Genomic DNA, 24,503 nt, shown 5'->3' with positions numbered 1-24,503 from the left:
AGCATAAAATCAAGTGTCAACTTGGTATGCTAGATAAGCAGCTTGCAGCTCATGATGTCGCTTTAACTTAAGGTTGAGTTGTTACATGGTGATGACTATCACCATGTAACAATGAAGCTGGTGATGGTCACTATTATTTTATTCGTTAGAGCCGATACTAATCAACCTTAAACTGACCAACCAATACTTGTTGCTGTGATGCTAACTTAGCAATAGTCTGACCTACTTTTTCGGCCTCGGTAGACTGATCTAAAATTGATTGGCTTAAGTCGCGGATATTAGCGACATTCACATTCACTTCTGAGGATACAGTTTTCTGCTCACTGGCCGCGTTAACTATTTCACTATTCATCACCTGAATATCAGCCACAAACGATGAAATATCCGCCAAGCTACTCACTGCTTGTTGCACTTGTGTGGCGGTTTCAAGAGCAAGGTGATTACCTTCTGATATCGCGGTTGTCACACTGCGCGTACCGTTTTGTAGATCTTCGATAACCACACGAATTTGATCGACAGAGTCATGAGTACGACTTGCAAGTTGTCGCACTTCATCGGCAACCACGGCAAAACCTCGACCTTGCTCACCGGCTCTCGCTGCTTCAATGGCCGCATTCAGTGCCAGCAGGTTAGTTTGTTCCGAAATACTTTCAATCACTGACAATATGGCACTAATGTTGCCGCCATTTTTTTCTAGCTGGTTAGCAATTGGCACCGCCATCGCCATTCTTTCGACTAACTCTTGCATGGTATCTGCCGATTGTTGTACGATTGCTTGACCACTTTGCGCTGATTGCTCTGCTTGACTGGCCATTTCAGCGGCTCTGTCTGCATTGGCTAATACTAACGCTGATGTTTGCGTCATCTCTTCAGACGCGGTAGCAACCATGTCAACTTCTCTAAATTGTGATTCGCTACTTTGACGTGATTGTAGTGCGATTTTTTCAGCTTGTTTCGACGTTTTACTCATGGCTTCAGAGGTTGCAATCACATCTTTTATTGTGCTTTGGATCTTATCTAAAAAGCGATTGAACCAAATCGCGAGTTCACCAATCTCGTCAGCGGTTCGTACATCTAGGCGTTGGGTTAAATCACCTTCACCCGTTGCGATATCTTGTAAACGGCTGGCGACCGCTTTAATTGGCGCGACTAATTTTACGGCTGCAAACCAGATAATAACTAAGCCGAATAGGGTAACAATAACGCCGGTGATGATTTGAACCTTAAGGCTTTCTGCTGCTTGAACTTCCATGAGTTGATTTAACGCGAGGGCATCAGCCATCACGTTTGTTCTTGGCATCGTAATGACAACGCCCCAGTTGACGGCATTTAGTTTAATCGGCATGAACACAGTTAAAGACTGCTGATCTTTGCTCCATTGTGATTGTGTTACGCCATTAACTAGCCATTGCTTTAATTGTGGGTCGGTAATTTGTGACCCAATCGCTGAAGCATCACCATCGGTTGCAATCAACTGACCGTTATTACTGACAATCTGTACTGTACCGGCACCAGAGAACAAGGCTTGGTCAGCGCGCAATGCATATTGTTGTAGTACGTTGATTTTTAGGTCAATCCCCGTAACACCAATTATTTCACCGTCTTTACGCAGTGGTACTGTAATGGTGCTGATTAACTGAGAAGCACCGTTTTCATTGTAAAAGTAAGGTTCGATGACACACGTGCGGTTATTGACAGTGCTACAGCTATACCAGAAGTTGCTTGCTTGTCCACTGACTGCCAGCGATGTGTTGTTGATCTGCTGTTCACTTTTAATCGTGAGCGTTGGTTCATTTTGACTATTTTTATACCAATACGCAGAAAAACGGCCTTTATCATTAGAACTGACATAATCGGCGTTAGCGTAATTACCGTCTTCACCATCGAGCATATCAGGCAGAAAGGTGGTAAACGCCGCGTGCATATTATCGAAGTTTTGTACTGAACGTTTTAACAATTCAGAGACTGAATTACGCAGTTGCTCACTGCTGGTAAAGTTTTCTTCAGCGTTATACTGCAAAAAGGCGATACTCTCGGCGAGCATTTCTGCACGGTATGTTGCTTCATCTAAATATTTTTGCACGATAGAAGCTTGTGTGTTGGCTTCGCTCATGAGTAATTGTTCGGACTTTTCACCAACAGAATTGCTGGTCTGTTCCTGTATAATTTTTTGATTGGAAGTTGATGATGAAAGTGTAAAACTGATTAATGATATTGCGACAAGCAAAATGCAACATCCAGAAAGCAAAGTTATCTTCCATTGAACTGATAACGAACCCATTATAATTCCCTTTAATATACTAATATAGTTACTGATGTTAGATTTATATGTCATATAAACAGCAGACTAATGTTTTAAATATATTTATATCAAGTTAATGCGAAATAATAAAGTGTTACAAGAAAATTAAAAGGGTATTGTTTGGCGTTGTAGGTTGAATCTAAGGCTAAAGTGCCATTTAAATCATCATCATCATTATTTTTTTGTGTGTTGTTAGTCATAGAAGGGTGAGCTTACTGCGATAATCTTGTTAAAAAACAAGAGTTAATCACAGAATGTCAGTTAATAAAAGGGTCGGCATAATTACTGATGGGCGTTTTATTTAGCCGTGACTAGAATTAGAACGACTGAGTCTATTTATAGTCTTTAACTACAATGTGAGGGTTTGTTAATGAAAGTGGTCAAAGCATTAAGTACTATTTTGTTGTCGTCGGTAATTTTTGTTGGTTGTTCGCGCCCAAAATGCAGCAACTGCCACGCAAGGCGGTGACGCACTGATTAATGTCGAAGTCCAAGAAGATTGGTTTTGGGCATGGGTATTGAATGGTTATCAGACCACAGTATCCGGTGATGTCGTTAAGTTAAAGTGAGCGCGGTATTGATCGTCCAGCGTGTCTTCACTTGATTATCACTCTGCGATACGGTTATCTATTTTACAGTCAGTTAGCAAAAAGCCTCCACAGCTATAGTCATAGTTGTGGAGGCTTTTTAGTACGTCTACTATGTTAGCCAAAAGTACATTTAATAAAGTGTGTGATTATTTACCACAACACTTCTTAAATTTCTTACCGCTACCACATGTGCAAGGATCGTTACGACCTACTTTAGCGCTTTCTCTTACGATTGGAGCTTGTGCGTGATGATGACTACAGCCTGGACCGTGTACGTGACCTTCATCGCCGTGTGCATGTTGGTTTGTCATTGTTAATTCCTTCATTATATTTTGTACTTTGCAATTGTGACGCAAGTGTATAACAAATTTTATGTACTTTGGCTAAAGTTATTGTAGTTGACGTTATATTAATCAGACGGATTAAGTGCTTCTTTTATTTGGTCTGAGTCGAAACCTTTACGGGATAGATAAGCGTAAGCTTTCGATTTTTCAGTTCTGTTATTAATGTCGTAACGTTTCTTATTTAATACATCTAGGCAGCTTTGATAAAAGTCGATATCACCGGCTTCTTCAAGTTGATAAATTTCATTTTCAAAGTTTTCAACATCAATCAGTTTGGTGCGTAATTCATTTAATATTAAACGCTTGCCTTTACCTTTACGGTACAACTTCATTATTTCTTTATTAAGGTCAGCTTTTTCAGCATTAACTTCGAGTTTAGTTCTTAAGGTGTCTTTTTCGGGGTGCAGGGACAATGCGTGATCAATTTCGGTGCGTGAAAAACCTTTGGTGGTGAATTGCGAATACACTTTCTCTTTGGTGGTTGAGTGAAAGGTTTGAAATGAACTTCTTAAGCGTGATGCTGCAAGCTCGAATTGATCGATTTCTTCATCATACATGACTTGTTCAATGGCTTCTGCCGCCTCTGTTACGGCTACGCCTCTGGCGCGTAATTTACGCGCGATAGCAGACTTGCCATGTTCATTACTAAACGCAGATTCTGCAAAGTGCACCGCGAAGTCAAAGTCGCTTTTGATATAGTTTTTGCCAATCAGGTCGGCTAACACCGTTTCTACCCATTCTTGATTTTCTGTTTTCCGCTCAAGCTTGGTGCGTATTTCTGCAATCGTGTAGTCCTGTTGGGCTAAATGCCAGTATGCCGAGTTATAAACATTGTCAATTGACTTTGCTTGTCTGAGTTCTTTTTGCAGCATATCTTTAGCCTACCTGTAACATATTATTTTTGAATGACCTTATATTATACGCTATCTTCTGACTCTATGACCAAAATTATTGTTTTAACCCAAACTGTTATTTTGGAGTTGAGCTAACAGACCTTGATTTTATTGATGTATCCAATACTCAACAATAAGCCCATTTTCAACAAGGTAGACTGCACCACCCGATGTAATTAATGGTTCACCAGTTGGTTCAAACTCTAATGTTGACGTAAGGTGATGATCGCTTTGCTTCCAACGTACATAGACCTTATTTTATTCACCCCGTCGGTCCTGTACTTCGACACAATATTGGCCGTAGCATTCTAATTGGATGTTTTATTGTTAATAAGTTGTGTAAATTCTGTTAATTGTGAACTCAATATTAAAAATGTGAGCTTGTTCAATTAGTTAATCTTGATGATAGTTTATTATCCGAAAATAAAGGGATCGTTTATTAGTTGAGGAAGGCATGAATTTATTTCCACGGGATTTCCTATGGGGCGGCGCTATTGCTGCTAATCAGACCGAAGGTGCATTTCAGCAAGACGGTAAAGGCTTATCTACAGCGGACTTATTACCGCATGGTATCTTAAGTCAACATCAAGAAAGTACTGACAAAACACCAGGTATAAAAGATCTCGCTATCGACTTTTATAATCGCTATCCAGAAGATATTCAGCTCTTCAACGAGATGGGCTTTACTTGCTTAAGGCTATCGATTGCTTGGACGCGTATCTTCCCTCATGGTGATGAGAGCCAACCCAATGAAGCAGGGCTAGCTTATTATGACGGTATTTTTGATGAGTTAGCTAAGCATGACATTAAACCATTGGTCACCTTGTCGCATTATGAAATGCCTGTAGGTTTAGTCGAAAACTACGGTGGCTGGGCGGATAGAAAACTGATTGACTTTTTTGAACATTATGCAACGACGGTGTTTGAACGTTACCAGCATAAAGTCAAATTATGGCTGACGTTTAATGAAATCAACATGTCATTGCATGCACCGTATACCGGTGTGGGTTTACCCGAAGCCGCTGATGAACAAGCTATCTATCAAGCAATTCATCATCAACTCCTAGCCAGTGCCAAAGCCGTTACCCTGTGTAAACACATAATCCCAGATGCTAAAATTGGTAATATGCTATTGGGCGCGCTTAATTATCCTTTTACCTGTAACCCTGATGATGTCATGGCCGCTGTACATGAGAATAACAAGTGGTTATTTTTTGGTGACGTGCAAACTCGCGGTAAATATCCGGGTTATATGTTGCGTTATTTTAGAGACAATAATATTGAAGTTATTATGCAAGAGGGTGATTTAGAGACGCTTGCACAAGCCAGTGTCGATTTTATCTCATTTAGCTATTATGCCAGTGGTTGCGCCAGTGCTGACCCCAAACAAAAAGAAGTCGGTAACATTATTGATAGTGTGCCGAACCCTTATTTAGAGAAAAGTCAGTGGGGCTGGTTAATTGACCCGAAAGGCTTACGCATATTATTGAATTTCTTGTATGACAGGTACCAAAAGCCTTTGTTTATCGTTGAGAATGGCTTGGGTGCTCGTGATGAAGTGAATGCAGACGGTGAGATTATTGATGATTATCGTATTCAATATTTGAACGATCACCTAGTACAGGCAAGGGAGGCTATTTTAGACGGTGTTGAATTGATGGGCTTCACTAGTTGGGGACCGATTGATTTAGTGGCTAACTCGACTGCAGAAATGGATAAACGTTATGGTTTTATTTATGTTGACCGTCGTGACGATGGGTCTGGTACATTAGCGCGTACCCGTAAAGAAAGCTTTTTCTGGTATCGCGATGTGATCCAAACACGTGGTGGTTCGCTTAGCGCCTAGTATTTAATAGGTGTAGATTTAACAGCGGTAGCATCTAACTGTTGTAACACCTTACTTGCGCTCATGGAGAATGGGCGTATATTTTATACCTATTAATCATTATATTTTCTACAAGTGAGTGTGCTTATGCCGACAATCCCAACTGATTTTGTGAACTACAAATCAACGCCTGTTTTTACGCCTGATAATATTCCTAAAATGTTCTTACATTTGCATAATACCCGCGCGGGCGTTTACGGAAAAATTATTGTTATTGCTGGTTCGTTAAAATTTTATGGTTTTACCGAAAGACGAGGCGAGATAGAGCAAGAGATAGTCATCGCACAAGATGAAACGGCTATTTCCCCGCCTGAGTATTGGCATAAAATCGAGTTTATGACGGATGATACTCGCTTTAGAGTCGACTTTTACGCCCAGAAAGACTCAGATATCGTTGCCGAAAATCGATCAGAACGTAATGATTAAAGGAAAGTACCAATGCCTGCGACAAAACCAAAACTGTATCACGTTTATGATCCCATGTGTTCGTGGTGCTGGGGCTATAAACCAACGTGGGATAAAATAAAACAAACGATTGCTGATGATGTCGAGATTATTTATGTATTGGGCGGTTTGGCATCTGATACAGACGAGCCTATGCCAGAAATGATGCAGGCACAAATCGCTTCTTATTGGAAGAAAATTGAGAACTTCCTCGGCACCAAATTTAACTATGAATTTTGGACTGAGAATACTCCTCGACGTGCTACTTATCCTGCTTGTCGCGCTATTATTGCCGCACGAGCGCAAGGTGCAGAATTGGATATGCTCAATGCGATACAAGCGGCTTATTATCTTAATGCGCAGGATCCGAGTGATAATACCGTGTTGATTAAATTGGCTACACAAATTGGTTTAGACATGAACCAATTTGAAACTGCGTTTTTATCTGAGCAAACACATCAAGCTTTATTAACCGAAATTGGTTTTGCGCGTTCAATCGGTGGTACTAATTTTCCTTCTCTGTTTATCGTTAACGAGGATAAAAAAGATAAGCTGGTAAAAATACCGATTGATTACAAAGATGCTAAGTTGACGATAGAATTAATAAGAAGTGTTATAAGAATAAGCTAATAAAGCCAATTGTTAATGCGAGAACCAATTTGTCGCTTTTACGACCGATTTATGTTTCATTTATGGATGGACTGTGGCAGTGACGTGGGGGCGTTATTTCTATTTAATGTAACTAATTTAAAGGCTTAACAGCATATTCTATTAAGCCTGGCTAAGTTTATTTAAACTAGAAGCTGGGTAACATGTCACGACCGACAAGCTTGTTGTGGGCCGCTTCTAGCAGCAGTTGATTGGCTTTAGCAATATCAGGGGCAAAATAACGGTCTTTGTCGTAGAAATCGACGCGTTCACGCAATTCTGCTTTCGCCTGTTCAATTAACGGGGATGATGTTAGCGGAGCTCTGAAATCAAGCCCTTGTGCCGCAGATAACAGCTCAACCGCTAAGATACCACGGGTATTTTCAGCCATGTCTTTCAATCGACGCCCAGCAAAGGTCGCCATAGATACGTGGTCTTCTTGGTTGGCAGACGTTGGTAAACTATCGACCGATGCTGGATGGGCTAATGATTTGTTCTCACTGGCTAACGCCGCTGCGGTTACCTGTGCGATCATAAAACCAGAGTTAACACCGCCATTATCTACGAGGAATGGGGGTAATTTGCTTAAGCTATTGTCAATCAATAGTGCCATACGACGTTCTGATAAACTGCCTATCTCTGCAATCGCTAGCGCAAGGTTATCACTGGCCATCGCAATCGGTTCGGCGTGAAAGTTACCCGCTGAGATAATATCGCCATCATCGGCAAACACTAACGGATTATCTGATACTGAGTTGGCTTCGACTTCATATATCTCAGCTGAATTACGGATCTGTTGTAAACAGGCGCCCATCACTTGTGGTTGACAACGCAGTGAATAAGGGTCTTGGACTTTTTCACATTCAGTGTGAGAATCACCAATTTCACTGCTAAATTCAAGTATGTGACGATACATAGTCGCAGAATCCATTTGTGAGCGATGACCACGCACACGGTGGACACGTGGATCAAACGGACGACGGCTACCAAGCGCAGCTTCCACTGTCATTGCGCCGCATAAGGTCGCAGATGCAAACAGATCTTCGGCAGCAAACAAACCTTCAAGGCCAAATGCAGTAGATGCTTGGGTACCGTTTAACAAGGCTAGTCCTTCTTTTGGTGCTAACGTGATCTTCTGCATGCCTGCAATCACCAATGCTTCTTCACCAGTAATCATTTTACCTTGATAACGCGCTTCACCTTCGCCCAGTAAAACTGTGCTCATGTGAGCAAGTGGGGCGAGATCGCCAGATGCACCCACTGAGCCTTTTTTTGGTACGCAGGGGTAAACTTCGGCATTCACCAATTGCATCAAGGCTTCAATAACCGATAAACGAATACCTGAAAAGCCACGCGCTAGGCTGTTAATTTTAAGCACCATCATCAACCGCACGGTTTCATCGTTCATTAACTCGCCGATACCTGCCGCATGGGATAACACGATACTGCGTTGCAGCGTTTCGAGATCTTCAGGCGCGATACGGGTATTAGCAAGCAGGCCAAAACCGGTATTAATACCGTAAGCAGTACGGCCTTCTGCTATCACATTATTTACCACTTCTGTGCTGGCATGAATGTCATCAAAGCAGCTCGGGTCGAGCGACACCTGTACAGGGGCTCGACTGATTTGACGAAGCTGTGCCAGTGTTAATAACCCTGGTTTAATTGTAAGTTTGTACATGTTGTTCTCCAAGATTATCTATTTATTATTGGCTGTATTAAGCATCGGTAGGTCTAAGTGTTGTTCTTTGGCGCAGGTTTTAGCAAGTTCATAACCTGCATCTGCATGACGCATCACGCCTGTGGCGGGATCGTTGCGTAATACACGGCTAACACGTTCATGGGCATCATCGGTACCGTCACAAAGTACCACCATGCCTGAATGTTGAGAGAAGCCCATGCCGACACCGCCGCCATGGTGCAGTGATACCCAAGTCGCGCCACTTGCGGTATTGAGCAGGGCGTTTAACAGTGGCCAATCTGATACGGCATCAGAACCATCCATCATGCCTTCGGTTTCACGGTTAGGGCTGGCAACTGAACCGGAATCAAGGTGATCACGACCAATCACAATTGGCGCTTTAAGCTCGCCATTTTTAACCATTTCGTTAAAAGCTAAACCAAGACGTTGGCGGTCTTTTAAGCCCACCCAACAAATACGTGCTGGCAGACCTTGGAATTGAATACGCTCGCGCGCCATGTCTAACCAGTTGTGTAACTGTGGATTATCAGGGATCAGCTCTTTTACTTTTTGATCGGTTTTGTAGATATCTTCTGGGTCGCCAGACAATGCCACCCAACGGAAAGGACCTATGCCTTCACAGAACAGCGGACGGATATAAGCGGGTACAAAACCGGGGAAATCAAACGCGTTTTCAACGCCTTCTTCCAGTGCCATTTGACGGATGTTATTACCATAATCAACCGTTGCAGAACCTGCTTTTTGTAAATCTAACATGGCCTGCACCTGAATTGCCATTGACTGCTTAGCGGCTTTAACAACCGCCGCTTCATCTTCTTTACGCATTGATGCCGCGTGCGCCATGGTCCAGCCTTGTGGCAGATAACCATTAAGTGGATCATGTGCCGATGTTTGGTCGGTAGTACAATCTGGCACGACACCACGTTTCACTAATTCAGGGAAAATATCGGCGGCATTACCAAGTAGGCCAATCGAGGTTGGTTGCTTGTTTTTGATTGCTTCATCAAGTAGCGCTAATGCTTCATCAAGGGTTGTGGCTTTCTTATCGATATAACCGGTACGTAAGCGATAATCGATACGTGATTCATCACATTCAACGGCAATCATCGAGAAGCCTGCCATTGTTGCTGCAAGCGGTTGCGCGCCACCCATACCCCCTAAACCACCAGTAAGCACCCAACGACCTTGTGCCTGACCGTCAAAATGTTGTTTCGCCATGGCCACGAATGTTTCGTAAGTACCTTGCACAATGCCTTGTGAGCCAATGTAGATCCAAGAACCAGCGGTCATCTGCCCGTACATCATCAAGCCTGCTTTATCGAGCTTGTTGAAGTGTTCCCAGTTTGCCCAATGTGGCACTAGGTTTGAGTTGGCAATCAGTACACGCGGTGCATTGGTGTGGGTTTTGAATACACCAACCGGTTTACCTGACTGTACAAGGAGTGTTTCGTCATCTTCTAAACGTTTTAGCACTTCGACTATTTTGTCGTAACATTCCCAATCACGCGCCGCGCGGCCAATGCCCCCATAAACAACCAATGCATGCGGATGCTCAGCAACGTCTGGGTGTAGGTTGTTCATCAACATTCTTAATGGCGCTTCGGTTTGCCATGATTTCGCGTTGAGTTTTGTGCCGTGAGGGGCAATGATAGTACGAGACGTATCTAAACGTTTATCAGTCATTAGGATTTCCTTTTCACTTAAACATGGCGCGGGTGATGTCCCACGTTAATCGTGCTGCAAGTCGTGCCGTTTGATTGTCTATATCAAAATTTGGATTGTATTCGGCTAGGTCAGCAATGATTAGTTTTGCCTGGCCTGCGCTATTTTTAGCGTTAAAGATCGGTTGGAGTAAGGCTTCGACACTTTCATAATTCACCCCACGTGCTGCGGGTGCGCTAACACCGGGCGCTGTGGACGCAGAGAATACATCGATATCTATGGTCAGATAGAGGTGATCCACGTTATCAATAAATGCGGTTAATTCTTCGATACGTTCGGCAAGATGATAAGAAGCCAACTGGTGGTCTTCGCGATAATGCACCCCAAGTTGATCGGCAAGGGTGAATAACGCTTGGGTATTACTGGCGCGACTGACACCAAGGCAGGCGTAGTTAAACTCCCAGCCTAATTGTTGGCAGTGTTTGGCTATCTGATTGAATGGCGTGCCTGAGCTAGTCGGGAATGCTTGACCATCTGTCGAATAGGTACGTAAATCAAAATGGGCATCAAAGTTAATAATGCCGATCTTTGGTTTGTTCACCTTTGTTGTTTGGAAATGTTGCGCCAACCCTTGGAATGTTCCCCAAGCGATTTCGTGTCCACCGCCTAATACCATTACTTTGTTTTGTTTGTTGAGGGCTGTCTCAACATAGTTAGCCAGTTCTTTTTGGCTAGCGGCTAAATCAGTATCGCTGCAATAGATATTCCCTGCATCAACGAAAGTCGAGGTATTCGTTGCGTTGTCATGATGCCATGCGGTATTCGCCAGCGCTTTGCGGATAATATCCGGTGCTTGTACTGCGCCAACACGGCCTTTATTACGTTTCACACCTTCGTCACAAGCGAAGCCGAGTAGGACAACACCTGCTTGGTTTGTTAGTTGCTCGTCATCATCGATTAAAGTGACTTTCTGATGAAAACGCATGCCTGCTTCACCGTCTTCGGCGTCAATACGACCCTGCCAAATATCGGCATCGGTAGCAGCGTAATTACTTGTTGCGGGGGGCGTGGTTTTAGTCATGACAAATCTCTCCGTTAACGATGCGAGAGTGCAGTCTTGGTGTACCCACTTCATAAGCGAGCTGGGCAGGATGGTCGATATTCCAAATTGCCAAATCAGCATCATAGCCAACACGTATTTGACCGCGTGAATCTTGTAACCCTAATGCGCGTGCGGCATGGCAAGTTACGCCACGTAATGCTTCTTCAGGTGTTAATCTAAATAAAGTACAGCCCATATTCATCATCATAGTTAAGGATGCGATAGGGGAGGTACCTGGATTAAAATCGGTTGCTAATGCCATTGGCACGTTATGTTGACGCAGTAAATCAATTGGCGGTAATTGGGTTTCTCTTAAAAAGTAGAATGCGCCGGGCAGCAGGGTAGCGACAGTGCCATGCTGGGCAAGTGCTTTCACGCCTTGTTCGTCAAGGAATTCAATATGATCAACCGAGGTGGCGCCCATTGTTGCGGCCAGTTCACTGCCGCCGAGGTTACTTAATTGCTCGGTGTGACCTTTAATGCCTAAGCTGTGAGATAAAGCGGCTTCGAATACGGCTTTGGTTTGCGCCAAGTTAAAGCCAATACTTTCGCAGAATACATCCACAGAGTCCACGAGCTTAGCTGCCACGGCGGCTGGTATTATTTCGTCACACACATAACGGATATAGTTATCGGCATTGTCTTTATATTCAGGGGGTACTGCGTGCGCGGCCAGTAGTGTTGTTGATACCTTGATGCTTGCGTGTTGTTCTAATTGTTTAGCCGCGCGAAGCATTTTTAATTCATCTTCCAGGGTTAAACCATAACCCGATTTGATTTCAATCGTGGTGACGCCATCTGCGGTCAGTGCTGACAGACGTTGTAGGGCGAGTTCAACAAGTTGGCTTTCGCTTGCGGCGCGAGTGGCGTTAACAGTCGAAAGGATGCCGCCACCTTGTTTAGCAATTGTTTCATACGGTACGCCCGTTAAGCGTTGTTCAAATTCTTTAGCGCGGTTACCAGCAAAAACCAGATGGGTGTGACAGTCGATAAGACCCGGTGTAATAAGGCGGCCTTGGCAATCGATAATTTGTGAGTAGTCTGCGGTCGGGCATTGCTGCATCGGACCAATTTTAACTATCTTAGCGTGCTCAATTGCAATGTAGCAATTAGGTTGTGTTTGGTAATCTGAATCACTTTGATCCATAGATACAATCGTTGTATTGGTTAGCAATAGACTCATCAGGCTCTCACGCTTTTAAATGTATATACAATTAAATAGACAATTTAAGCAGGAAGAGCAAGTTTTAAATCGGATTGTTGTGATCTGTTGTGGTTTTGTTAATTTTTTGAGACTGTTTTTATGATGTATGTCGATATTAAACCGATACACTGTTTAGCATAATAGTTTGGCGTAATAATTTGAATTAGCGGACAATAAGCAGTGCTATATTTCAGCTTTAAGGCTGAGTTTGTATTTATCTGCTGGATGATAAAGCAAGGCAACACTAATCAGAGACTGCTTGCTCCAGGTACGACGATTGAGTAACAAACAAGGTTGCAGCGCTGTTAGGCTTAAGTGCTGCTGGATAGACTGGGTTGGCATGACCGCTTCAACCGTATGCTCAATTGAACTTAATGGACAATTTTTGGTGAGGTATTCATTCGGTGTCGCTAAACTGAAATCCTGTGTTATGTACTCTGGTGCAAACTGTGGATTGACCCAACGTAGTTCCAGTTGTAATGCAATATCGTCCTCATAGTGTATGATTTCACTAAAGAAAATGGATGTGTCAAGTTTTACGCCTAGTCTCATCGCTATTTCATCATTCGCTTGTATTGTCACCTGACGCAGTATTTTATTACTGTATATTTTACCACGTTGACGGATCTCATCAGCAATATTACGAATATCACTGAGTGATGATTCAACCTTTTTTTGACATACAAATGTACCCAAGCGTGGGGTTCTTGTTAATAGACCTTGGTTGACGAGATCGCGAATGGCTTTATTGACTGTCATCCGGCTGACATTAAATTGTTTGGTTAATTCGAGCTCTGTGGGGATCTTATTACCAGGCAGCCAAACGTGAGAATTGATTTTCTCATGGATGAAGTCTTGGATTTGAATATAGCGCGGCGAACTGTTCATAGCGTCTAACCTTAATAACGTCAAATTTTAATAGCTGTAATAATGGCGTAATCAATTAAACTTAATTGACTATACAAATGATCTGTTAGTTAGCAATAAAATGCAAGTTATTATGTGTTGGTGATGTTTGGTATGGTGGGGGGAGTGAGTTTTAATTTTGGATAAGTTATAGCAACACGTCATAACTACTAAACTACTCGGGTTTAAAAGTGCTACGCGTTGGCCGTCAGCTTACTGGTTGTTGGGGCTCAGATTTTTTTGTACCAAGTATTATGCTGAATAGGGTCAAAGTAGCCTATAATACAGTTTGGATTTACAATGCAAAGTTGGATATGATTTTTATCTCGAAAACCTGCACCTGAATATAAGTCAGACCCTTCAGGAAACATGCCTCTTACTGAATCAATAAATTCAGGGCTGTTTTGGACTTTACGCTTATTCTGGTTAACCATATCAGGCAAACCTAGATCTTGAACTATGAGTTCGTTATTTAATTGCTGTAACCTTAAAATCACTTGGCAATCCAGCTCTCTAACAAAGCTAATACCATTAACTTTAATTTTATTTTCAGGTAAAGGTTCATTAAGTGCCTCAAATTCAAGTTTCAGAATTTCATAAGCAGACTTAACTTTACTTAAGTGTTCGGAATCAAGTAGATCAATGCAGTTACCAAGTTTAATGAAGGCTCCGATAACAGCTGGTTTTTCAATTTTTTTGCTACTTTTAGCCCAATCAAAAGCTCTTTTATAACTACCTTCCCAAAAATAGACGCCATGACCCAACCAGTCATAATCATTTTCACTATTTGAAATTGAAGAACCGTTTTTGATCACTGAATCAAAAACGGTTCTATCACAGCCATGAAAGCCAACGACAACACCTGGTGAAACATACATTTATGATGTAATCCTCTTAATAATTTTTCCTTTATTATTAAGAATACCAGCCTGTTTCAGGGATTTCTGTATATATTCCGTTGTGATATTATTTGTTGTAACGGACTGTTTATTTTTTACTTTTTTGTTCTTCAATACAGCTAATCGTTCGTCTAATGCTGTTTGTAAACTAAACATACTGATCTCCTACAAATATTTATTTAAATATACTTAACCTAAGATTATTACAAATGTAAAAATCCTTGAAGTTCCAAGGAAGCTAAAACGCATTTTACAACATAGCAACTAGAAAATCACTAGAGTATTAATGATTATTTATACTTGTCCGTATAAACAATTGAAACTGAACAAAAGTCTAAAAAATGTGAACTGATTCATAAAAACTAATCTTGGGCTGCTGGTCATGTTCTAAAGCTACCTTATGCGTTTCGCGGCCGACACCTGATTTTTTATATCCACCAAACGCTGCGTGGGCAGGGTACATGTGATAGCAGTTCGTCCACACTCGACCCGCTTGGATCTTACTACCCATGCGGTAAGCAACATTCATGTCGCGGCTCCAAACTCCAGCACCTAAACCAAATTCAGAATCGTTGGCGAGCTCTAGGGCTTCTGCTTCAGTCTTGAAGGTGGTTACTGCGATCACAGGGCCAAAGATCTCTTCTTGGAAGATGCGCATTTTATTGGTGTCTTTCAGCAGCGTCGGTTGGATATAAAAACCGTTTTCATAATCAGTGTGAACTTCTTCAATATTGCCACCAACCATGGTTTCGGTATCTAGTGGGTTACCACGTTTAATCAACTTGGTGCGCTCGATGATCTTCGCCATAAACTGCTCGTAGATATCTTCATGAGCCATAATATACTTATTTAAACAGTGGACGAAAAAAACTACGTTGGTAACTCTTAATGCATTGAGTTTGGGGCGTTATTGTTGAACTTCGGTCACTCGACGATTAACAGGGTATCGCTCAAAATCTTCCCAGTAATGAATTCCACCAATCATTTCTTTTACCGCAAACCCTAACGCTGATATTTTTAAGCCTGCTCTGGACGCACCATTACAACCAGGTCCCCAACAATAGACAACAAACAAAGTGTCCTTATCGTATTTTGCGAATGACTCACTATTGATTTCACTGTGAGGCATACTCACAGCGGTTATCGCATGGCTTTTATCAAAGGCTTCTGTAGAGCGTACATCTAATAATATGAAGTTTTTATTATTTGCTTTACTATTTCCTTTAATAGCGGCATACACATCTGAACAATCAGTTTCGCAAGCAAGTTTCGCCGCAAAAAAATCGTTAGCTTGTTGAGCCGGTGCCGCTGGGTAAAAGAATGTGTTTGTATTGTTAGGCATAAATCTTCCTTGTATTATGAGTTATTCATGATTGAAGTAAATCGTTCGACTTCTATGGTGCTAATTTAGCTCGATTGGATTAAATGCGAAATTCGTGATTTCTGAAGTCAGTGTTCAAGATAAATGAATGGTGAAATAGTTACTTGGATCCAGAAGCTGGTATTATATTTGTCTTATACTGACTAAAAATGCTGCACAGAATTCAATTGGACTGATTTAAGGGGGATTTACATTTGAATTTTATCACTTACGTTCTTTCGTCGCTGTTGCTCAAACAGGTAATTTAACGCAAGCAGCAAAACGTTTATATACCACACCTCCCGCGATAAGTGCTCACATTAAAACACTTGAAGAAGAACTCTCCACGCCTCTATTTATTCGTTCCAGTAAAGGCATGTCGTTAACCGATAAAGGTCAGTTACTGTTAAAAAAAGCCCAAACCACACTCGATAGCGCTTTGGATTTAGTAAATCTGGCTGCGAGTAACCAACATGAAATAATAGGGACATTTCACTTAGGTATTAACTTAACCGCCAAGCAAATTAAACTACCTGAATTAGTCGAAAATTTACAAGAAAACTGTCCAGGTATCAGTTTGGATATTCACCAACAATCAACTGGGAAAACCATCAATGAGATTAGAGAACATCAATTAGATGGAGGTTATATTTTTGGTGATATTCCCGATGACTTTATCGGTGTAGCGGTTATGGAACAACAGATAACGACAGTGGCTCCAGTGACATTTGATTGTAGTAAAATAGTGACTCAAGCAGACCTTAACATCCACCAGTGGATAATGATGGGTGACTACTGTCCTTTTGATGATTTCTTAAAAGGGATACTTGGAAATGACATCCCTTCGGTATTAAAAACAAGTGATGACGGTACTCGACTAGCGTTAGTAAAAAGTGGTCTAGGGCTAAGTTTGCTAGAAATTGAAGAAGCTCTTTTGGCTGAAAGAGCCGGCAAAGTTCAAATAATCTCAGCTATCGACTTCCCAGCTACCCTACATTTTGTGATTGCTAAAAATAGATCTCACGAGCCAGTAATAAGTACATTAATGCAAGAAATTAGGATCTTGTGGCGTTTGAAATTGTAGAGTATTAAGAACTAAAGCCTGCGACCGCGAGATCGCCCTCGACGGTACTTGAGCAGGCTAATGCATCTAATAACAATGAACCTTGAATTACTTCTGCTTCAACTGCAAAGTCAGGGACGTGTAACATCACACTGGTTTCTGTTGCGCCTGATGAGATCTGGTCTTGCTGGGTATTATCCGCCGCAGGGGTAAAGCTTTCTTGGAAGAAGTTGGCCATATCAAAGTCACTTTCTTGGGCTATATTTTCAACCGCTTTCATGAAGCCGACAGGACCGCACAGGAAAATAGTGCGTTGGTTTAGATCTGGGTACAACTGTTGAATAACCTCACTACTTACCATGCTGGTTTGATGTGACAATGCATTTCATCATGAAAGATCAGGTTGTTCACTGTTTTAAGAACGGTAGTTGACTAGTAACCATATTCTTTTGGCCAAGCTCTTTCCGCTGCATCGAGTGGCTCAAATGATTGTTGTAACTCAGGTATTAAAGCTAATTTTTCTTTTATATCATCCGGAACTGAATCGTAAGATTTTTGCGGAGAAATGCTTATAAGGCTGAATGATAAATATTTTATTTTAGATATGAATTCTGTAATTTCTCTTTCTTCATTTTTATCATTCTCCGTATTTACAATTAATAGCAAGCGCATAAACTGACTATACTCAGGTTGCGAACAGCGATCTATAGCGCTAAAAGATAAATAGGCTAATGAGTCACTCGTTTCGAATGGCATTGCACTTAATTTTTCAATAACAGAATCAGGTAAAGTAGTTGCTTTCATGTCTGCATAACACTTAACAGATTTACTTTCAAAATCCGAATATTTATCTTTCAATTGTTTGAATGCATATGTACGAGTAGCATCCTCTTCAACTACATCAGAACAAGCTATCTGACTTATTGCTATTGCTGTAACTATCAATAAATTTCGCACTATCATTTTTTATCCTTCGATGCCGCTTTGCAACCACGATCTAAGGTGCCCCAGAATAAGCGCTCCTTAGGGGTTGAATCTGATCTTAAAGCTTGTTTAAGTATAACTTTTTCTATTTGATTTTGAGCATGTGCCTGTAAACCACCATACGAAAAGAAAAAAGCTTCCCAATTCGAAGAAAATATATTGTAACTAACTGAACCGGCAGCACTACCAGCAGCTTCGACAGTATTAACACCAGCTTTGAACATTGTACCTAAAATAGGCCCAGCTGCTTCGGAAGCCGTTTCTACCGCTTTTTTCGATATAGCCCTACCAGGACTTAAAGTAAGACCAGCGAAAAGTGTAGATAATTGACCCAAAGTGATAGCCACCCAGCCAATTTCTAGACTAGTTCGTACACCATTTATAAATTCAATTGCTTCTAGACTATCCTTATCAAGCGTCAAACCAACAATATTGGGGCATGTTCTTAATTTTCTTTGTGGTGCCATTAGATCACATCCTTATTGTTACAATATAAAAAATAAGAATATCACTATTGATTAACTATAAAGCATGTAATTAGTATGATTTATAGATGTGATCATTGTAACTAAATTACCTAGGTCACAATGATGTTAAAACAACTTACCACACTGTCGCCGTCTTTCAACAATGGCGCAGTAATAAACCATCGAAAGGCACCGCCACGCCTGAGTATTTACGGCTACAAGCCGTGGATTAATTACCTCATTATCCACTGAACATTGTCGTTAAAAGCCTGCCACTCTACACTACCTCGATGCTACTGGTCCTGTAAATAATGGTGTATTATTTCATCTCACTAAACTGGTTGTTGTTAGCTGAGTGCGACAGCGAGATCGCCCTCGATGGTACTTGAGCAGGCTAATACAAATCCTTGCTCAATTTCATCTGCAGTGAGTGTTTCGGTGCTGGTTGACTTTACTGAGCCTTTGGTTACTTTACACTTACACGAACCGCAAACCCCAGCGCGACATGCACCAATAACAGGAACGCCATGTTTTTCTAATGCATCTAATAACAATGAACCTTGAATTACTTCTGCTTCAACTGCAAAGTCAGGGACGTGTAACATCACACTGGTTTCTGTTGCGCCTGATGAGATCTGGTCTTGCTGGGTATTATCCGCCGCAGGGGTAAAGCTTTCTTGGAAGAAGTTGGCCATATCAAAGTCACTTTCTTGGGCTATATTTTCAACCGCTTTCATGAAGCCGACAGGGCCGCACAGGAAAATAGTGCGTTGGTTTAGATCTGGGTATAACTGTTGAATAACGTCGGTGCTTACCATGCCAGTTTGATGTGACAATGCATTATTGCCTGCATTCACATCAGCACTGTAACTTGCAAAACCGTCACTGTTTTCTAACAGTAATTGCACGTTAAAGTTTTTATGCTGAGCAAGTAAAGTCTGCATTTCATCATGAAAGATTACGTTGTCTTTATCTCGGGCACAATGTAAGAATTCAATGTCAGCATCGCTATTATGCGCTAATAATGTTTTTGCTATCGACATGACTGGGGTGATACCACAACCTGCGCTGATAAGTAGTAGTTTAGATTTATGGGCGCAATCGGTACTGTTGAATTGACCTGCAATGTTTAATGCTGACAAACTATCACCGATAGTTAAGTTATCTGCCAGCCAGTTAGAGACTAAACCATCGGGTACGCGTTTAATGGTTAAACGTAACTGTTTTTGTTGCGGTACAGAGCTTATTGAATAGGCGCGGTAATGGGTTTTGCCATCAATGTTAACGGCTAAGGTAACGAATTGACCGGGCTTAAAATCAAACTGTGCTTGGTCTGCTGCTGCAAAGGTAAAGCTCATCGAGTCATGGGTTTCTAATGCACGCTTAACTAACACTAATGGCGTTGTTGAAGGCGACCATGCTGCTGGTTTTAAGCTTGGCTTTGTGATTGTTTCACCAAGTGATAAATTCAGTTTTGGCGTTGCAAGCTTTGATGATAGTTTTGCTGAGTTCGTAGAGCTACTGCCACCGAGAGCAAAATTAAGCTTAGGTGGTGTCAATTTTGGTGATGCAGGTTTAGGTGTAGATAGTTTTAATGTGGATAGCGTTGGTGCTTGTAATTTGCTGTTTAGTTTTAGGGGCTTAAGTACTGGTGGAGAAAGCGTTGAAGACGGCGTATTTGAAGAAGACATTATTGCACCTATCGCAGTGATAATTTAAGGTTTGAATGGTTTATGGCGTGTCGAACGTCTTTGATCAATGCGGCATATTACCGCATTGATCAACGAGTGCTATTTACCAGCTAATACTATTTACCAGACAACATTGTCGCTAAATCAGTATCAACGTCACCAATACTGCGCATATCAAAGTTATCTTGTAATGCTTTGATCAAGTTGTCAGTTAAGAATGCTGGCGCTGTAGGACCGGTATAAATACCTTTGAAACCTAACGCAAATAACGTCAGTAGCACTACAATGGCTTTCTGTTCAAACCAAGACAATACAATCGTTAACGGTAATTCATTTATGCCACAATCAAACTCTTCTGCTAATGCTAATACCAGTTGGATAGCGGAGTAAGTATCGTTACATTGGCCAACATCTAATAGACGTGGGATACCATTAATATCGCCAAATTCTTTCTTGTTGAAACGGTATTTACCACAAGCCAAGGTTAATATAATCGAATCTTTCGGGGTGTTCACGGCTAAATCAGTGAAGTAACTGCGCTCTGACTTATCACCGTCACAACCACCGATTAAGAAGAAGTGTTTGATGTTACCCGCTTTCACTTCTTTGATAACGGCAGGTGCCGCTTCCAATAATGCATTACGGCCAAAACCGACTGTGATCTTATGTTCAATTTCGGTGTGCGCAATACCCGATTGTGCTAAGGCACATTCGATCACTTGTGAGAAATCATCACCTTCGATATGGACAACGCCAGGCCAGCCAACAATACTACGGGTGAATAGACGATCTGCGTATTGACCCACATTAGGATTGATTAGACAGTTAGATGTCATCACGATCGCACCTGGGAAGTTAGCAAATTCTTTTTGCTGATTTTGCCAAGCGCTACCGAAGTTACCAACTAAGTGCGGGTATTTATTCAGTTCTGGGTAACCGTGCGCAGGTAACATTTCACCATTGGTATAAACATTGATGCCTTTGCCTTCAGTTTGTTGCAGGATCTTTTCTAAATCATGTAAGTCATGGCCAGAAACCAGAATACATTTACCTGCAATCGGTTTTACGTTTACTTGCGTTGGTCGTGGGTGACCAAAGGTATCTGTTTCACCTTTGTCTAGCATTTCCATAATGCGGTAGTTGAGTAAACCAATTTGCATCGATGTTTCTAATAACGTATCCGTATCCGTCGGCTCAGTGCCTAAGAATGCCATGATCTGATGATATTCGCCGTTTACTGCGTCGTCACTTTGACCAAGTACATTGGCGTGTTCCATGTATGCTGCAGCACCTTTAAGGCCGTATAAGCATAATAAACGCAGACCAATGATGTCTTCGTGTAATTCGTCATGACCACGGTTAACCGCTGCTTCTGGTGCAAAGTTCATGACTTCTTCAGCGGTTGCTGGTAATACAAATTGTGCTGCCGGAGATAATTCAGGTAACTCTTCACCCGCCGCCGCCGCCGCCGCCGTTACTTGTGTGCGTAGTTGGATCTTGTAACGCTCTGCAATTTCAGTGTATTCAGTAATACGCTCTGGCACAAAGTTAACGTTGGTTAACGTAGAGAAGAATGCACGTGGTGCCCAAGCATCGATTTCAGCATCAATGATGTCGTATTTACGTGCTAGTTCGGCCCAGAAAGACACGCCCTGTAAATTAAATACTAAAACGTCTTGTAGGTCTGAAACGTCCGCCGTTTTACCACACATACCTTGAGTATAAGAACAGCCTTTAGACACAGGCGTTTGAACAGTTTGCTCACATTGAATACAGAACATTTAAGACTCCATTATAATTATAATTATATTATTGATATCGATTTAACGATGATCTCGGAATCTATATTGCACTGAACGTGCCAACTTTTATCTTGTTGATATTTATGGTTTTTGTGTTTTCAGATTTGTGCTGATGATGTACTAACCACATCAAATATGATGTGATTAGTACATCACATATACCCAAGTAGTTTGGGTATATGTTTAAGAAGTCGCTAAATACGGCGCAACTTTAATTAAAGTACTGCTGCGCGTAACTCTTTAGGCTTAATACCTAATTTTTTACCCATTTTATACAGATTACCGCGATCCATTTGTAAAAACTCTGCGGCTTGTGCCCAAACAAAGTTTGATTGCTGCAGGGCATGGGAGATTAATTTAGTTTGATATACTTCGACTGCACCGCGTAGTTCAAATGATGTCGTCGGTAAGTCATCCGTTTCTGTTTCTGTGGTGTATGAATAAGTATGGCTAACCTCATCTGATAAGTGTTGTTGTAGGATCAGGCTTTGTTGTGCTTGAATGGCCCTTAATCCTGCACGCATTAAGGTATGTTCTAATTCTCGTACGTTCCCCGGCCAGCTATAGTTATTCAGTGCTGTTAATGCCTGCGGATGCAGCTGTAATTTAGCGACATTAAATTGCGACCGAACGCGATCAAGAATATGCCCAGATAACACTGCGACATCACCTTGGCAGTCACGCAGTGGGGGGACGTGAATTGGGAACACATTTAAACGATGATACAGATCACTACGAAATTGACCTGCGGCGACTTCTTCGGTTAAATTACGGTTAGTTGCGGCGATAATACGGACATTGACCATTAAGTTCTTATCTGCACCGACACGCTGCACTTCGCCTTGCTGAATAACCCGCAGTAATTTAGCTTGCATTAATAACGGTAACTCACCGATCTCATCTAAGAATATGGTGCCGCCATCGGCCAGTTCAAATTTACCTGCGCGGTTGCTGTGTGCACCGGTAAATGCACCTTTGACGTGGCCAAATAGCTCACTTTCTGCCAAGCTTTCGGGTAATGCCGCGCAGTTAACGTAAATCATCGGTTGTGTCGCCCGTGATGAATTGGAGTGGACAGCATGGGCTACCAGCTCTTTACCTGTGCCAGTCTCACCACTAATTAATACCGCATAATCGGAATAGGCAACCATGTTGATATTATCGCGTAGGGTTTGCATTTCAGGGCTTATACCGACCAATTCACCACCTTTATTTCGGGCTTCTTGAATGAGTACTTGATTCATATTTTGCTGTTGCTGGTGGCTTTTTCGCAGTGCTTCAACTTGATTTACATTACGGATTGTTGCAGCGGCTAATGCGGCAAAGGTGGCGACGGTAATATCATCGACACGCTTGAAAGCGCCGACTTGCATGGCATCCAGGGTGATGAGTCCAACCAGTTGATCTTCAACATATAAACTACAGCCCATGCAGTCATGTACATCAATAGTTCGGTTCGGATCGTTTTTTAACAAGCCATCAAAGGGATCGGGTAAGGTTGAGCTGGCAGGAAAACGTACCGGTTCATGACTGGCTAAAATAGCTTGAAAGCGAGGGTGCTGTTGCGGATCGAACTTTTGACCTAATACTTCATCTGATAAGCCATTGACAGCAGCAGCTGATAATAACCCTTCATCGTCAAGAATGAACAAGGCACTGGCATCACAAGGCAGAACCGACTGTAACGATTGCATTAAACGCTGGTAGTGGTGGCCTGACGGTAGGTTTAAATTAAGATCGAGGGCAATTCGTAACATCGCTTGGTTGAGAGAAGTCGGCATACATGGGCCTTAATATTGGACGTGATGTGATTTTCACATCGTACGGTAGGGCTGTAAATGGCTAGATGTTGAAACGTAGGTATAACGAGGGCTTTGTTGATCTTGATTAATATTATAAGGGATTATTTTATTAAGTATTATCTTAAAGGCTGATTCATAGGTGGTTTTATAAATAAAAATTACAGTATTATGGACGCAAAGTTTAATACTTAATGATGAACAATTATTTACATACCCAAGCTACTTCGGTTTGTCCTGATATCCCACTAGTCTCTGATGCAGCATCTTGAAGTAGTTTGGGTATAGATAGAAGGATGCTTAAATGAAGATATTAGCAATATCGGGAAGTCTAAGGAAAGACTCTTATAACACGGCGCTACTTAAGGCAATGAAAGCGCTAGCACCAGAACATATCGAAATCACACTCTTTGATGAATTGGGTCAAATACCATTGTTCAATCCAGATATAGATCCAAATATAATAGCCCTTAAAAACCGCCTTGCAGAAGCTGATGGCCTTTTCTTATCGAGTCCTGAATATGCGCGTGGCATTAGTGGTGTTTTAAAGAATGCCCTCAATTGGCTGGTAAGTGGCGAAGAATTTGTTGATATGCCTGTCGCTATTTTTAATATCTCTCAACGAGCCTCGCACGCGTTAGATTCTCTGCATGTATGTCTGGAAATATCATAGATAGCGCATGCATCACAGTCCCGTTACTGTAAGTGTTCACCAGACCCTACTTGAAAAATAAAATGAGACGATCATCTCTTGAT

At 41.8% G+C, this 24,503-nt stretch carries 23 protein-coding genes and 2 pseudogenes; 7 read left to right on the top strand and 18 right to left on the bottom strand.

Annotation, left to right across the window (positions count from 1 at the left end):
- Positions 1-157: 157 nt before the first annotated feature.
- Entirely contained in the window at positions 158-2,113 is a 1,956-nt protein-coding gene (locus MORIYA_RS05985; protein ID WP_232011532.1) for a methyl-accepting chemotaxis protein, read from the bottom strand.
- Between the two features lie 608 nt (positions 2,114-2,721).
- On the opposite strand from MORIYA_RS05985, the gene MORIYA_RS20775 reads away from it, so the two are divergent.
- Positions 2,722-2,871, top strand: a complete 150-nt coding sequence (locus tag MORIYA_RS20775) for a hypothetical protein (protein ID WP_174216881.1) — start codon at positions 2,722-2,724, stop codon at positions 2,869-2,871.
- Positions 2,872-3,038: 167 nt separating this feature from the next.
- Here the strand turns inward: MORIYA_RS20775 and MORIYA_RS05980 are convergent, their stop codons facing one another.
- Together MORIYA_RS05980 and MORIYA_RS05975 are read right to left on the bottom strand one after the other, a co-directional pair.
- A complete protein-coding gene (locus MORIYA_RS05980) occupies positions 3,039-3,203 on the bottom strand; it encodes an SEC-C metal-binding domain-containing protein (protein WP_112713527.1) in 165 nt (54 codons plus the stop codon).
- 98 nt (positions 3,204-3,301) lie between these two features.
- The gene (locus MORIYA_RS05975; protein WP_112713525.1) at positions 3,302-4,108 is read right to left on the bottom strand and encodes a RecX family transcriptional regulator; all 807 of its coding nucleotides are present in this window, start codon (positions 4,106-4,108) and stop codon (positions 3,302-3,304) included.
- A 475-nt stretch (positions 4,109-4,583) separates the two neighbouring features.
- Between MORIYA_RS05975 and MORIYA_RS05970 the strand changes: the two genes are divergently transcribed.
- The 3 genes from MORIYA_RS05970 (at position 4,584) to MORIYA_RS05960 (ending at position 7,088) form a co-directional block, all read left to right on the top strand.
- Entirely contained in the window at positions 4,584-5,975 is a 1,392-nt protein-coding gene (locus MORIYA_RS05970) for a glycoside hydrolase family 1 protein (RefSeq protein WP_112713523.1), read from the top strand.
- A 126-nt stretch (positions 5,976-6,101) separates the two neighbouring features.
- Positions 6,102-6,440, top strand: a complete 339-nt coding sequence (locus tag MORIYA_RS05965) for a DUF1971 domain-containing protein (protein ID WP_112713521.1) — start codon at positions 6,102-6,104, stop codon at positions 6,438-6,440.
- A 12-nt stretch (positions 6,441-6,452) separates the two neighbouring features.
- Positions 6,453-7,088 carry a DsbA family protein gene (locus MORIYA_RS05960; RefSeq protein ID WP_112713519.1) on the top strand — a complete coding sequence of 212 codons (636 nt, stop codon included), beginning with the start codon at positions 6,453-6,455 and terminating at the stop codon, positions 7,086-7,088.
- A gap of 166 nt (positions 7,089-7,254) precedes the next feature.
- Here MORIYA_RS05960 and hutH read toward each other — a convergent pair whose 3' ends face one another.
- From hutH to MORIYA_RS05920, 9 genes and pseudogenes are all read right to left on the bottom strand, one after another.
- Complete coding sequence (gene hutH, locus MORIYA_RS05955; protein WP_112713517.1) at positions 7,255-8,787, bottom strand: histidine ammonia-lyase; 1,533 nt, start codon at positions 8,785-8,787, stop codon at positions 7,255-7,257.
- An 18-nt stretch (positions 8,788-8,805) separates the two neighbouring features.
- A complete protein-coding gene (gene hutU, locus MORIYA_RS05950; RefSeq protein ID WP_112713515.1) occupies positions 8,806-10,491 on the bottom strand; it encodes a urocanate hydratase in 1,686 nt (561 codons plus the stop codon).
- A gap of 13 nt (positions 10,492-10,504) precedes the next feature.
- Entirely contained in the window at positions 10,505-11,551 is a 1,047-nt protein-coding gene (gene hutG, locus MORIYA_RS05945; protein ID WP_112713513.1) for a formimidoylglutamase, read from the bottom strand.
- On the bottom strand, positions 11,544-12,755 hold the full coding sequence (gene hutI / locus MORIYA_RS05940) for an imidazolonepropionase (RefSeq protein ID WP_112713511.1): 1,212 nt from the start codon (positions 12,753-12,755) through the stop codon (positions 11,544-11,546). The genes hutG and hutI overlap by 8 nt, the downstream gene beginning before the upstream one ends.
- 204 nt (positions 12,756-12,959) lie before the next feature.
- Positions 12,960-13,664: a histidine utilization repressor gene (gene hutC, locus MORIYA_RS05935; RefSeq protein ID WP_112713509.1), complete on the bottom strand. Its 705-nt coding sequence runs from the start codon at positions 13,662-13,664 to the stop codon at positions 12,960-12,962.
- Between the two features lie 248 nt (positions 13,665-13,912).
- Positions 13,913-14,560: a hypothetical protein gene (locus MORIYA_RS05930; RefSeq protein ID WP_112713507.1), complete on the bottom strand. Its 648-nt coding sequence runs from the start codon at positions 14,558-14,560 to the stop codon at positions 13,913-13,915.
- The gene (locus MORIYA_RS20770) at positions 14,561-14,737 is read right to left on the bottom strand and encodes a hypothetical protein (RefSeq protein WP_162629238.1); all 177 of its coding nucleotides are present in this window, start codon (positions 14,735-14,737) and stop codon (positions 14,561-14,563) included.
- A 178-nt stretch (positions 14,738-14,915) separates the two neighbouring features.
- Positions 14,916-15,422: pseudogene (locus MORIYA_RS05925) on the bottom strand (aldehyde dehydrogenase family protein); the annotation flags it as partial.
- Between the two features lie 66 nt (positions 15,423-15,488).
- The gene (locus MORIYA_RS05920; RefSeq protein ID WP_112713505.1) at positions 15,489-15,923 is read right to left on the bottom strand and encodes a rhodanese-like domain-containing protein; all 435 of its coding nucleotides are present in this window, start codon (positions 15,921-15,923) and stop codon (positions 15,489-15,491) included.
- Positions 15,924-16,179: 256 nt separating this feature from the next.
- Between MORIYA_RS05920 and MORIYA_RS21575 the strand changes: the two are divergent.
- Together MORIYA_RS21575 and MORIYA_RS05915 are read left to right on the top strand one after the other, a co-directional pair.
- A pseudogene (locus tag MORIYA_RS21575) lies at positions 16,180-16,329 on the top strand (LysR family transcriptional regulator); the annotation flags it as partial.
- Positions 16,318-17,025 carry a substrate-binding domain-containing protein gene (locus MORIYA_RS05915; RefSeq protein WP_232011531.1) on the top strand — a complete coding sequence of 236 codons (708 nt, stop codon included), beginning with the start codon at positions 16,318-16,320 and terminating at the stop codon, positions 17,023-17,025. The pseudogene MORIYA_RS21575 and the gene MORIYA_RS05915, both read left to right, overlap by 12 nt.
- A 4-nt stretch (positions 17,026-17,029) precedes the next feature.
- Here the strand turns inward: MORIYA_RS05915 and MORIYA_RS05910 are convergent, their stop codons facing one another.
- The 6 genes from MORIYA_RS05910 to norR all read right to left on the bottom strand — a co-directional run bounded on the left by MORIYA_RS05910 (position 17,030) and on the right by norR (position 23,729).
- Positions 17,030-17,383 (bottom strand): hypothetical protein, encoded by a 354-nt coding sequence (locus MORIYA_RS05910; RefSeq protein WP_232011530.1) that lies wholly within the window; start codon positions 17,381-17,383, stop codon positions 17,030-17,032.
- A gap of 53 nt (positions 17,384-17,436) precedes the next feature.
- A complete protein-coding gene (locus MORIYA_RS05905) occupies positions 17,437-17,967 on the bottom strand; it encodes a hypothetical protein (protein WP_112713503.1) in 531 nt (176 codons plus the stop codon).
- A complete protein-coding gene (locus MORIYA_RS05900; RefSeq protein ID WP_112713501.1) occupies positions 17,964-18,455 on the bottom strand; it encodes a hypothetical protein in 492 nt (163 codons plus the stop codon). Before MORIYA_RS05900 ends, MORIYA_RS05905 begins: the two co-directional genes overlap by 4 nt.
- A gap of 347 nt (positions 18,456-18,802) precedes the next feature.
- Positions 18,803-20,146, bottom strand: a complete 1,344-nt coding sequence (locus MORIYA_RS05895; protein WP_112713499.1) for a hybrid-cluster NAD(P)-dependent oxidoreductase — start codon at positions 20,144-20,146, stop codon at positions 18,803-18,805.
- A 116-nt stretch (positions 20,147-20,262) separates the two neighbouring features.
- Entirely contained in the window at positions 20,263-21,927 is a 1,665-nt protein-coding gene (hcp, locus tag MORIYA_RS05890; RefSeq protein WP_112713497.1) for a hydroxylamine reductase, read from the bottom strand.
- A 236-nt stretch (positions 21,928-22,163) separates the two neighbouring features.
- The gene (gene norR / locus MORIYA_RS05885) at positions 22,164-23,729 is read right to left on the bottom strand and encodes a nitric oxide reductase transcriptional regulator NorR (protein ID WP_112713495.1); all 1,566 of its coding nucleotides are present in this window, start codon (positions 23,727-23,729) and stop codon (positions 22,164-22,166) included.
- 322 nt (positions 23,730-24,051) lie between these two features.
- Between norR and MORIYA_RS05880 the strand changes: the two genes are divergently transcribed.
- A complete protein-coding gene (locus MORIYA_RS05880; protein WP_112713493.1) occupies positions 24,052-24,420 on the top strand; it encodes an NADPH-dependent FMN reductase in 369 nt (122 codons plus the stop codon).
- Positions 24,421-24,503 lie beyond the last annotated feature (83 nt).

Origin of the sequence: Moritella yayanosii (genome assembly GCF_900465055.1) — a bacterium.
Taxonomy (GTDB): domain Bacteria; phylum Pseudomonadota; class Gammaproteobacteria; order Enterobacterales; family Moritellaceae; genus Moritella; species Moritella yayanosii.
Note: the sequence above shows the minus strand (reverse complement) of the source record. Positions and strands in the feature narration are given on the sequence as shown.